Annotated in this window: 11 protein-coding genes; 5 read left to right on the forward strand and 6 right to left on the reverse strand. The window is 56.8% G+C overall.

Annotated elements, in window-relative coordinates:
- Positions 1–37 precede the first annotated feature (37 nt).
- Both ACR0I1_RS12765 and ACR0I1_RS12770 read right to left on the reverse strand, forming a co-directional pair.
- Positions 38–970 (reverse strand): DMT family transporter, encoded by a 933-nt coding sequence (locus ACR0I1_RS12765; protein ID WP_480706763.1) that lies wholly within the window; start codon positions 968–970, stop codon positions 38–40.
- 40 nt (positions 971–1,010) lie between these two features.
- Complete coding sequence (locus ACR0I1_RS12770) at positions 1,011–1,610, reverse strand: LysE/ArgO family amino acid transporter (RefSeq protein WP_170420740.1); 600 nt, start codon at positions 1,608–1,610, stop codon at positions 1,011–1,013.
- A gap of 84 nt (positions 1,611–1,694) precedes the next feature.
- Here ACR0I1_RS12770 and ACR0I1_RS12775 point away from each other — a divergent pair, with 84 nt between their 5' ends.
- A complete protein-coding gene (locus tag ACR0I1_RS12775) occupies positions 1,695–2,588 on the forward strand; it encodes a LysR family transcriptional regulator ArgP (RefSeq protein WP_480706766.1) in 894 nt (297 codons plus the stop codon).
- On the opposite strand, the gene ACR0I1_RS12780 is transcribed toward ACR0I1_RS12775, so the two are convergent.
- From ACR0I1_RS12780 to ACR0I1_RS12790, 3 genes are all read right to left on the reverse strand, one after another.
- Positions 2,585–3,859 (reverse strand): MFS transporter, encoded by a 1,275-nt coding sequence (locus tag ACR0I1_RS12780; RefSeq protein ID WP_480706768.1) that lies wholly within the window; start codon positions 3,857–3,859, stop codon positions 2,585–2,587. The genes ACR0I1_RS12775 and ACR0I1_RS12780 overlap by 4 nt on opposite strands.
- A 172-nt stretch (positions 3,860–4,031) precedes the next feature.
- Complete coding sequence (locus ACR0I1_RS12785) at positions 4,032–4,772, reverse strand: YebC/PmpR family DNA-binding transcriptional regulator (RefSeq protein WP_170392173.1); 741 nt, start codon at positions 4,770–4,772, stop codon at positions 4,032–4,034.
- A gap of 105 nt (positions 4,773–4,877) precedes the next feature.
- Positions 4,878–5,678: a hypothetical protein gene (locus ACR0I1_RS12790; RefSeq protein WP_480706769.1), complete on the reverse strand. Its 801-nt coding sequence runs from the start codon at positions 5,676–5,678 to the stop codon at positions 4,878–4,880.
- A gap of 107 nt (positions 5,679–5,785) precedes the next feature.
- Between ACR0I1_RS12790 and ACR0I1_RS12795 the strand changes: the two genes are divergently transcribed.
- From ACR0I1_RS12795 to ACR0I1_RS12810, 4 genes are all read left to right on the forward strand, one after another.
- Positions 5,786–7,558: an SLC13 family permease gene (locus ACR0I1_RS12795; RefSeq protein ID WP_170732952.1), complete on the forward strand. Its 1,773-nt coding sequence runs from the start codon at positions 5,786–5,788 to the stop codon at positions 7,556–7,558.
- Positions 7,559–7,574: 16 nt separating this feature from the next.
- On the forward strand, positions 7,575–8,309 hold the full coding sequence (locus ACR0I1_RS12800; protein WP_170594678.1) for a glutamine amidotransferase: 735 nt from the start codon (positions 7,575–7,577) through the stop codon (positions 8,307–8,309).
- Positions 8,310–8,381: 72 nt separating this feature from the next.
- Complete coding sequence (locus ACR0I1_RS12805) at positions 8,382–9,239, forward strand: bile acid:sodium symporter family protein (RefSeq protein WP_480706771.1); 858 nt, start codon at positions 8,382–8,384, stop codon at positions 9,237–9,239.
- Between the two features lie 11 nt (positions 9,240–9,250).
- The gene (locus ACR0I1_RS12810; protein WP_480706772.1) at positions 9,251–10,912 is read left to right on the forward strand and encodes an FAD-binding dehydrogenase; all 1,662 of its coding nucleotides are present in this window, start codon (positions 9,251–9,253) and stop codon (positions 10,910–10,912) included.
- Here the strand turns inward: ACR0I1_RS12810 and ACR0I1_RS12815 are convergent, their stop codons facing one another.
- On the reverse strand, positions 10,913–11,659 hold the full coding sequence (locus tag ACR0I1_RS12815) for a YbaY family lipoprotein (RefSeq protein WP_170625249.1): 747 nt from the start codon (positions 11,657–11,659) through the stop codon (positions 10,913–10,915). It abuts the gene before it with no gap.
- Between the last annotated feature and the right edge of the window lie 30 nt (positions 11,660–11,689).

Here is an 11,689-nt window from a genome sequence, read left to right on the forward strand (position 1 = left end):
TGAGTGCAAGGAAGGCTAAGCGGTTTTTATTGACTCGTCAATCAATAACGGTTCTTGGTTTCGCCGGTGGGGTCTCAGAACCTTGCGGCGGTGTGCCGCCACGGCTCAGCAAGGCTTCACGCCAGGTGATGAAGCTGACGGCAGCCAGGATCAGAGTGCCTCCTGCAATTACCCAGATGTCGATGCGTTCATGGAAGGCCAAAGCGCCGAGCAAAGTGGCCCAGATCAGCTGCAGGAACGTCACCGGCTGGGTCACGGCCACCGGGGCAGCCTGCAATGCAAGCGTCATGAAATAGTGCCCCGCAGTCGCAAAGCTGGCGACGATGAAAAGTATACCAAGATCGCGCAGGCTGGGCGGCTCCCAAACCGCGACGGCGAAAGGGATAAGCGCGATGGTGACCCATATCGAAAGATGGGCAACAACGGCTGAGGGACGGATATCACGGACCATGACTTTGGCCAGCAGATAGGAACCACCAAGCGCTAGTGCAGCCCCCAGCATCGCTATGTGACCGGGCAATATCTCGCGAAAGCCCGGGCGCAGGATGATCACTACTCCAATCACAGCAACACCAATCGCGGCGATACGACGAAAAGCTAGCTTTTCACCCAAGAATAGTGCCGCACCCACCGTGACGTAGATAGGTGTCATGTAATTCATCGCGGTCACCTCGGCGAGGGGGATGCGCGTCATCGCAAAAAACCAAAGCATGACGGCGATGGCGTGGACCATTCCGCGTAGTCCAAACAGCGTTAGATTGCGCGGGGTCAATGGAGTTCCGAGGATCGCCCGGATTGCGGGCAAAAGAAACACCAGACCCAGGACATAGCGCAAGAATGCCGCTTGAATGGGGTTCATGCTGGTTCCCAGAACCTTCACCAGCGCATTCATGCCCACAAAGGACAGCCCGGCCGCAAGCATCCAAAACATGCCAACAAGCGGGCGGTGCTGATCATTAGGTGAGGTCATACAAACGGTTGAACACCGAATTCTGATCCGGGACAACCCTTCACATGATAACAAGTTTCAACGCGATCATAAGCATCACGATTCCGATGATAAAATCAAGAATCTGCCATGCGCGCGGGCGGGCAAAAATCGGTGAAAGCACTCTAGCACCGTAGCCGAGCGAAAAGAAGAAAACGAAACTCGAAGTCATCGCCCCTATCGCAAACCCCATGCGATCTGAATATTGGGCCGATATCGACCCGATCAATACGACCGTATCCAGATATACATGGGGGTTGAGCCAAGTGAAGGCCAGCACGGTCAGCATGGCCGCACGCAGGCTGGTGCGCTGCCCTGTTGCGGTATCCATCACCGCCCCACCTTGCCAGGCAGACCCAAAACTTCGTAGGGCGTACCAAATCAGAAACACCGCCCCACCATAGCGCATCACCGTTTCAAACCATGGCGCGGCCTGAGCCAGGGTGCCGAACCCTGCAACACCCGCACCGATCAGTATCGCGTCAGACACTGCGCAGGTCAGGCACAGTGCAAAGACGTGCTCGCGCCGCAGGCCTTGGCGCAGAACAAAGGCGTTCTGAGCGCCTATCGCCAATATAAGGCTAAAACTCAGGGCAAACCCGGCAATCATTGATGGGAACATGCAGCCTCCTGTCGATGCTCGTTGACTACATGGCCAGTGTGAATCTATCAAATTAATGATGATTACCCAGATTAAGTAACTCTAATGCTCCTCGACCCTCATCAGCTATCAGCATTGGCGGCGATCTTGCGACACGGCAGCTTTGAGGCCGCAGCCGCAGAGCTATCCGTCACCCCGTCGGCTATTTCGCAGAGGATCAAGGCGTTGGAGGATCGTGTTGGTGCGGCCCTCATTCATCGCGGCACCCCATGCACCGGCACTCCGGCGGGTCTGCGGATCGCCCGTCATGCCGAAGATATCGGCCTGTTGGAGGCAAAGCTGGCGCGAGAGCTGACTTTGGATCAGCGTGAAGGTCCGGTACGGGTTCGCGTCGCGCTACCGGCTGACAGTCTGGCCACATGGTTTATCGACGCGATGGCGCGCGCCGAAGACATACTGTTCGACCTTGTAATTGACGATCAGGACCATTCGGCTGACTGGCTGCGGCGTGGCGACGTAAGTGCGGCGATAACGGTGGGTGGTCAGAACATTACCGGATGCGATGCCATTGCGTTGGGCACTTTGCGCTATTTGCCGACCGCGAGCCCCGGCTTCATGCAGCGGTGGTTTTCTGATGGGGTTTCCGCCAAATCCCTGGCACAGGCCCCCTGCTTGACCTTCAACCGTAAAGATAATCTGCAGAAATCCTGGATATATGCCCAGACAGGCAGCCGTCTTTCGCCACCGTCTCACTTTCTGCCGTCCACAAATGCCTTTGTTGACGCGGCAATCGCCGGTTTAGGATGGGGTATGAACCCCGAAAGCCTTGTAAGAAGAGCGATCGCAAACGGGCAGATTTGTGAAGTAATCCCCGATGCGCCGCTCGATATCGAACTGACCTGGCAGATCGGGCGTGTCCTTGCCCCTGCCCTTGCACCCTTGACCCAAGCGGTACGTCGCGCGGCAACGCAGCAACTGATCGCACCGGCGGCAGATTAGGCCTGCGACTCTGAAGCCTTTTGCGGTTTCGCGATGCGGTAACAGCTAAATGCCGCCCAGATGCTGGCCAGCACGATAAACACGATGGCAGCGGCAACCTCGTGCATATGTGCAACCGCAGCCAAAATTGCAGACAGTGCAACGGCAGCGAGTCTGCAGATGGATTTGATGGCTGCTGCGCCCTGAATACGTTGTTCCTTGGGCGCAACATCTAAAAAATACAGCTGGCGCGCACTGGAAATTCCGGTTGTCGCCACCGAGACGACAAACAGGGCAATCGCGTGCAAGTGAACTTCGTGATCGATACCGGCATAGTGGAACGCCAACAAAACGATCCCTGTCACTGCGACCAACAAGTTGCCCGCGACCATCACGGTACGGTGTGATTTCATGTTCACCAGTTGCCACAAGGGCGCCGAGACCAGATAGCCGGACGCGGATGAGATGATCATGGCCGTCAAACCCTTGGCCGAGTTGTGATGTGCCTCGGCAGCGATGAGCGCAAAAAACGGAACCGACAGCGACACGACAACCAAAGGAAGCCGCAGAGCCATATAGCGCCGGAACCATGGCTGTTCGAACATACTTACGATTCCGGAGATGATGTTCTGCAGCGATTGACGTCCTGCACCTTTAGGTTTTCCATTACCGGACTCATCGTGGGCGATCTCGGCCATGCCGAGAATGCATAATGCTGAAAACAAGAAAAACACGACCGAGGCCGCAATCACCGCGGAATGCCGCGAGAATGGCGGATACTCTTTCGTGATCTCGTGTATCAGCAACACCAAGCCGATGGCACAAAGACCTCCCGCGCCCAATTGGAGATAACGGATAACCATCCGGGATTTCGATTTCAGATGATCGCCCAACAAATCAGACAGCATCAGGGATTGGCTTTCTTCAATAAGCCCAATCATGAAAAAGGCGATCACAAAGGCAATGGCCGTCAATGAAACACTGCCGGTGGCCGCGATCAAAAGGGCCATCAGAAGGCAACCACCAATTCCGATCTCGGTCAGGGCAATCCCGCGTTTCTTCCGCGCCTGCGCAGCAATGGAGCGGGCGAAAAACACGTCCGAGATCATGCTGCCAACCATGCGGATCGACACCAATGCACCGGCAAGGAACATCGGTAACTCCAGCGAGACCGCAAGGAATGGCAATACGATAGACGGGCTGCCCAAAGTCCACGCCACTTGGGAAAGGATACTTTGGCTAGCCAGAACCGGGACATTTCGTCGGGCCGGATCAGTCGATTTACTCGCCATTTGCGATGCTCTGCATGATGTGCCTACGGTTGCCTTTCAGGTCCTTCAGCCTCAATGATCTGAGTTTAATCGCAAGAGGCTTCAGGACCAAGGCTTGTGTAAGACGCGCAACTGCAACAGAAAAACCCGGCCGCTGGGCCGGGTTTGTTTCATCTGGCGTTTGTCCGGTACATCAGAGCTGCGCCATAACCTCGTCGGTCGCTTCGAAGTTAGTGGTCACGCGCTGAACGTCGTCGTCGTCTTCCAATGCATCCACCAACTTCATCAGCTTTTGCATGTCTTCCAGACCCAACTCGGTCGTCGTTGTCGGCTTCCAGACCAGCTTGGTGGATTCGGATTCGCCCAGCGCCTCTTCTAGCGCGTTCGACACATCGTTCAGATCCGTATCTGCACACCAGATGATGTGACCGTCATCCGAGCTTTCGACATCCTCTGCCCCGGCCTCGATCGCGGCTTCGAAAATCGTATCCGCATCGCCTGCGTCTGCCTGATACACAACTTCGCCCTTGCGGTCGAACATGAACCCGACCGAGCCGGTTTCGCCCAAGTTTCCACCATTCTTCGAAAAGGTCGAACGAACAGTCGAGGCGGTACGGTTGCGATTATCGGTCATCGTTTCAACAATCACGGCCACACCGTTGGGACCATAGCCCTCATACCGGATTTCTTCGTATTCATCGCCCTCGCCTGCTACGGACTTCTTGATCGCACGGTCGATCACGTCCTTGGGCACCGAATTCGACTTGGCCTCTTTCACCGCCAGACGCAGGCGCGGGTTCTTGTCGGGATCGGGGTCGCCCATCTTGGCGGCAACGGTGATCTCTTTCGACAGCTTGGAAAACAGTTTGGACCGCGCGGCGTCCTGACGTCCCTTGCGGTGTTGGATATTGGCCCATTTGGAGTGGCCTGCCATGATGCGTCCTCGTCATCGTGATTGCGTGTTTGGCGCTCATATAGACGTTTGCGAGGGGCAGGATCAAGTGAGAGCTATAACCACCCTATCACAGTACCAATACCATCACCGAAGTTGGATTCTGCTTTGTTCCCACGTGGCGGTCGGCGCATACTTATCGAGTAAAGCTTGTAGCAATAGCTCCTCACCATGACCTGCCGCAGGACCCAACGTAACGCTAAGGGTATCGAATACATCACTCTTAAGCTCTGCAAAAACTACGGTGTCTTCAAAAGTCTGAAGATTAAAGGCTTCTTTTAGTGGTAGACCATTGATCGTGCCGAAGGTGATACTGTACGGCAGGCGGAACCGCCATTCAGCCTCGAATTCCCAATCTGTAGTTTTGTGCAATCCAACATGGCTGAGTCTAGCTAAAGGCTTTTCACCTTCTGAATCCCTGTACTTTGTGAGAACGTTCGGAATGTTGCCGACTTCATCGGCGTCAACGTACTGAACTTCGTCAGGCCCCATGATTTGTTTCAATTCTCCGGCAAGCCGATTTCCGTTCCAAGCGCCACAAAGCCTCGGTCGAGGTGGATTTTTCAGTTCGGCGTAATTGATGATGGCTGGTGGCCACTCTCCTTGTCGAATTGGGGTTTCCGTATCGAACATGTCTGGCGGGAGGCTAATTCTGACACCACGAAGATCGGAGTACATCTTCCACATCGGAAGCGTATCTGATGAGTTCGCGGTCCAGGACGAGGAATAGATCATACGTTCCGCTTGTTGGAAATCTGGTATTTTACCCTCCAAAGGATCATTAAGTTCACTAAGAAGCGTAAATTTCAGCTTTTTCGTCGCCAAAATCAGGGCGAGCGTTTCCAATGAAGTATAATGGAAAAGTCTAGGTGGGTATTGTTCTAACATCGCGTAATTTCATCATTTTATTTGTTATCAGACTATGCATTACAAGAAACAACACTAGACCTGAACAACCTCTGCCCAAACAATGAATTTTGTGTTTATTTGTTCTTATGACGACAGATCAGATCATCCTTTTTTCCCTTTTCATCGCCGTTTTCGGAATGCTGCTCTGGGGGCGTTTCCGCTATGACCTTGTAGCATTTACCGCCTTGATGATCGCGGTCACGCTGGGTGTGGTGCCCGTTGACAATGCCTTTGCCGGGTTCGGGCACCCGGCCACGATCATCGTGGCGTTGGTGCTGGTGGTTTCTGCCGGTCTGGTGCGCTCGGGTGCAGTGTTCATGATCACGCGCACGCTGGTCGACGCATCGCGCGGATTGGGCGCGCATATCGCGCTAATGGGCGGCATCGGGGCGATCCTGTCAGCCTTCATGAACAACGTCGCGGCGCTGGCGCTGCTGATGCCGGTCGATATCCAGACCGCGCGCAAAGCGGGGCGCCCGGTCGGCCTTAGCCTGATGCCGCTCAGCTTTGCGACGATCCTGGGAGGGATGGCCACGCTGATTGGTACGCCGCCAAATATCATCATCGCCTCGATCAGGGCTGAAACACTGGGCGAACCGTTTCACATGTTCGATTTCGCACCGGTGGGCGGATTGGCTGCAATTGCGGGGCTGGCGTTCGTCGCGCTGATCGGCTGGCGCCTCATTCCCAATCGCGGCGCGCAGGAAGAAACCTCGGAAGTTTTGGCCGAATACATCGCCGAACTGACGATCCCGCCTGAATCGCCCCATATCGGGAAACGGGTCAGTGAGCTTTATGAGGCCGCCGAGAAATCTGACGTCGCTATCATCGGCCTGATCCGGGACGGAAAGCGACGCTATGGTCGATCAACCCACGCAACCCTGCATGAAGGCGATGCGCTTGTTCTGGAAGCACGCCCCGAAGCGCTGGATGAGTTCCGCGCCGCGCTCAATCTGGATTTCTCGGACGCCCGTCGGCAGGAGGTTTTGACTGCCGAAGGCGAAGGGCTGGAAGTGGTTGAAGTCGTTGTCCCCGAAAGCGCGCGCATCACTGGGCGAACTGCGCAGGCGTTAGGACTGGCCTGGCGACAGAGTACAGTCCTGATGGGCATTTCACGCCAAGGGCGCCGGATCACCAGTCAGGTTCGCAAAACCGAGGTCGAGCCCGGCGACATCTTATTGCTGCTGTGCCCGCGCGACCGAGCACCCGATGTCACCGAGTGGCTCGGCTGCCTGCCCCTGGCCGAGCGCGGCTTGAATGTAACCGCGAATGATAAAGCCTGGCTTGCCATCGGCCTGTTTGCCGCAGCCGTGTTGGCGGCCAGTATCGGGCTGATCTATCTGCCGATCGCACTGGGGTTCGTGGTCGTCGCCTATGTGCTGACCAAGATCATGCCGATTGCGGATATCTACAACCACATCGAATGGCCGGTGGTTGTATTGCTGGGGTCAATGATCCCATTGGGCAGCGCGCTTGAAACCTCGGGCGGAACCGAGTTGATCGCCAACGCCTTGATTCAGCTGACCAACGGCCTGCCCGCCTGGGCAATCCTGACCGTACTGATGGTCGTGACGATGACCCTGTCCGATGTGTTGAACAACACAGCCACCGCCATTGTCGCCGCCCCGGTTGGCATTCAGATGGCGCGCACGCTTGAGGTGTCGCCCGATCCGTTTCTGATGACGGTGGCCGTTGCGGCGTCTGCCGCGTTTCTGACGCCCATTGGGCACAAGAACAATACGCTGGTGCTTGGTCCCGGAGGATACCGTTTTGGTGATTACTGGCGCATGGGGCTGCCGCTGGAAATCCTGATCATCGCGGTCTCGATCCCCGCGATCCTTGTGTTCTGGCCGCTTTGATGGCTAAAGGCTGTTTATGAAACGCTTTCTGATCCTGCAACTGCGCCCGGAAACCGATGCATCGGATGCCGAATATGCCTCGATACTGGACAAAACCGGGCTGAGCCCTGCGCAAACTCATCGCATCCGGCTGGATTGCGAAGACCTGCCCGAAGGGTTGGATGTCGTCGATTACGCTGGTGTCATCGTGGGTGGGGGTCCCGGCTGCGTTAGCGACGATCCGACCACCAAATCCGCGCTGGATGCAAAGATCGAAGGCGCGATCATGAGACTGATGCCCCAGATCACTGCGAAAGATCACCCGTTCATGGGCTGCTGCTATGGCTTGGGTATTCTCGCCGTACATTTGGGCGGAGATGTCAGCAAACGGCAATTTGGCGAACCGGTCGGACCGTCCGACTGCCGTCTGACAGAAGATGGCGCTCAAGACCCCTTGACCGCAGGCCTAAAGCCGAAATTCGAAGCGTTTGTGGGACATAAGGAAGCCGTACAGCTACTGCCGGATGGCTGCGTTCATCTGGTAGCGTCTGACCCCTGCCCGTTTCAGATGATCCGCTGGGGGCAGAATGTCTATGCCACCCAATTCCACCCCGAAGCGGACGCCAAAGATTTTGAACAGCGGATCAACATCTACAAGGACCACGGCTATTTTCCGCCAGAGGATGCGCAAAGCTTGATCGATATGTGCCATGCCGCAGACGTTACGGAGCCGGGTGAAATCCTGCGCCGGTTTGCTCAACGCTACGGGTGACCCAACGGCGTTGTTGCCTGATCTACGACCCCTCGCATAGGCTGGCCCGAATGACTTTGGGAGGAGTTGTTCTTGGACCTGCTTATCAACGTTGGCCTGCCCATTTCGCTGGCCATTATCATGTTGTCACTGGGGATCGGGCTAGAAGCCGCCGATTTCCGCCGAGTTTTGGCGCGGGGGTACCCCTTCGCCATTGGCGCCATCAGTCAAGTTGTGCTGATACCATTGGCTGCCTTCGCGACGGTCACTCTGTTCGGACTGCCCGCTGAAATCGCCGTGGGTGTCATGCTTTTAAGCTTTTGCCCCGGTGGGGTCACCAGCAACATCCTCGCAAAATTTGCCAAAGGTGATGTGGCGCTGTCGGTCAGCCTGACAGCGGTGATCAGCCTGCTGTCCATCGCGACCGTCCCCATTCTGGCCGCATGGTCCATAGATCATTTCATGGGCGAGGCCGCACCCAAAGTTTCGATCAGCGCATTAGCCACCGCGCTGTTCCTGATCACGACCCTTCCAGTCGCCATTGGCGTCGCCATACGTCACTTTGCAAGGGGGTTCGCCATTCGGGTCGACGGCCCGCTTTCGACGCTCGCATCGATACTGTTCGTGCTAATCGTCGCGGCGGCACTGGCCGGAAACTGGCAGTTCTTCATCCAAAACCTCAGCTCGATTGGGGCAGCTCTGATCGCGTTGAACGTTGCGCTTTTGCTGATCGGTCTGGGGCTGGCGCGCATCGCCAATCTGACATGGAGTGAGGCGAAAACGATCTCGGTCGAGACTGGCATTCAGAATTCGGCGATGGGAATTACGCTGGCAGCTTTGATCACCGGCACCACGACCGGCTTCAGCCCACTTGCCGTTCCTGCCGCCGTTTATGGTATCACGATGTATGTGGTCGTAACCCCCTTCATCCTTTGGTTCCGCAGCCGCTGAAAGGACATCCGATGACCAATAACACCGCAGATGCGATCGTGATCGGAGGCGGCCTTGCGGGCCTCTCGGCGGCGGCCGAATTGGGCGACCGGGGCAAGCGGGTGATCGTGCTGGATCAGGAGCCCGAGCATTTTCTGGGTGGACAGGCGTTTTGGAGCCTCGGCGGCCTGTTCATGGTCGACACCCCCGAGCAACGTCGCATGGGCATCCGCGACAGCCACGATCTGGCGCTGCGCGACTGGATGGGCAGCGCGCAGTTTGACCGCGACGAAGACAACTGGCCCCGCAAATGGGCTGAAGCCTATGTAGAGTTCGCCGCAGGTGAAATGCGTCCCTGGCTGCATGACATGGGGCTGCGCTGGTTTCCCGTCGTGGGCTGGGCCGAACGCGGAGGGTCTTATGCGGACGGCCATGGCAACTCGGTCCCGCGCTTTCACATCACTTGGGGAACCGGCCCAGGTGTACTTGAGCATTTTATTCGCCGCGTCCGCGCGCATGTCGACGCCGGGTTGATCCAATTGAAGTTCCGTCACCAAGTCAGCCACATCATTATGCAAAATGGTTCTGCCAAAGGCGTGTCAGGGGAAGTCCTGGCCGATGACGGCATTCAAAGAGGTGGCAAGACCAACCGGGACGAAGTAGGCGAATTCGAAGTCTATGCCCCGTCGGTTATTGTCACCTCTGGTGGGATCGGTGGGAATTTTGAGATGGTGAGACAGAACTGGCCCCGCGACCGGCTGGGTGAACCGCCCAAAGATATGGTGGCAGGCGTTCCGTTTCATGTCGATGGCCGCATGATCCCGATCAGCGAGAAAGCTGGCGGACATGTCATCAACGGCGACAGAATGTGGCATTACACTGAAGGTGTGCGCAATTGGGATCCGATCTGGCCCGCGCACGGTATACGTATTCTACCCGGCCCAAGTTCGATGTGGTTCGATGCGCGCGGCAATCGCCTGCACCCCCCTTGCTTGCCGGGGTTCGATACGCTGGGAACGCTGAAAGAGATCCTGAAAACCGGATATGAATATAGCTGGTTCGTTCTGACCCAGAAGATCATCAAAAAGGAATTTGCGCTATCGGGGTCCGAGCAGAACCCGGATTTCACTTCGGGCAGCTGGAAAGAGGTGATCCGTCAGCGCATCCTGTCTGGCACCAAGGCGACTGGCCCGGTCGAGGCATTCAAGGAAAAGGGCGAGGATTTCGTCGTCGCCAACACGCTGACTGAATTGGTCAGCGGCATGAACCAATTAGGCGGAGGTCTGATAGACGAGACGCATTTGCGCACCCAGATCGAGGCACGGGATTCTCAGGTCGACAATCCGTTTTCCAAAGACGCCCAGATGATGGCCATCCTTGCCGCACGCAATTATCGGGGCGACAAGCTGATCCGGACGGCCAAACCGCACAAGTTCCTCGATCCATCAAACGGCCCGCTAATCGCGGTCAAGCTGCACGTACTGACCCGCAAGACATTGGGCGGGCTGCAGACCAATCTGGACAGTCAGATGATCGGCGCCAATGGACAAATCGTCCCTGGCTTGTTTGCAGCCGGAGAGGTCGCGGGCTTTGGCGGCGGCGGCTATCACGGGTACAACGCGCTAGAGGGCACATTCCTGGGCGGTTGCATCTTCTCGGGTCGCAACGCAGGAAGGTCCCGCGCAGTGGCCTGATTACTGGGTGCGCACGAATTTCAGTATAGGCTCACCTGCAGCATCGAGCAAAACCATGCTGTCGCCGGCAACGGCATAGCTCGTCACGTTTTGCAGGGCGGCAAAGAACTGATCCTCGACCTCGTCCAGTTCTGGCGGGCAAGCCATTAAAGTCGCGGCCATATTGTCTGGAAACTCAAGGCTGTTGCCGGTGATCTCGGCTTGCCCGGAAAACCGGTTGCAACCGCCCGTGCCACCGAACGCACCACCTTGGGCGAAGGAAAGCTGGGGCGGCCGTTTTGTATCGAGCACGGTTCCACCGATACCGATGGCTGTCCACTCGGTCCCTTCCAGGGTCGCGGGGCTCTGAGCACCGGCCTGCACCAGCACAAGATCTGCCGAATTGCCTTCGCCGTTGGTCAGCACGGGATGGACCGTATCCGTCGTAAACAACAGCTCACCCCCGCGATAGATCGATCCGCGTACTGCATAGGTCATACCCTCGCGGATCAGCGCGTCATCAAAAGTCAGCTCAAATTCCGAGGGCACTCCGTTCAACGCATAGCGTTGCGCCGCCAGCGTGACCGCTGCCGCATCGGCCCGAGAGATATCCTGCAATTCGACAAATAGCGTCGCATCCGGTGGCAGGGCGATCCGTTCACGGTAGGTTGCCGTGCCAGTGACTGTTCCTGCCGAGCTTTGGCTGCCCAGCAAGGCCAATACGATTGCTCCGGCCACAATGGCCTGCCCGAGTTTTGGAAAAGGCATGATCCCATCCTTTCACATTCATCTTAGGCA

It is taken from the genome of Ruegeria sp. B11 (assembly GCF_056539785.1).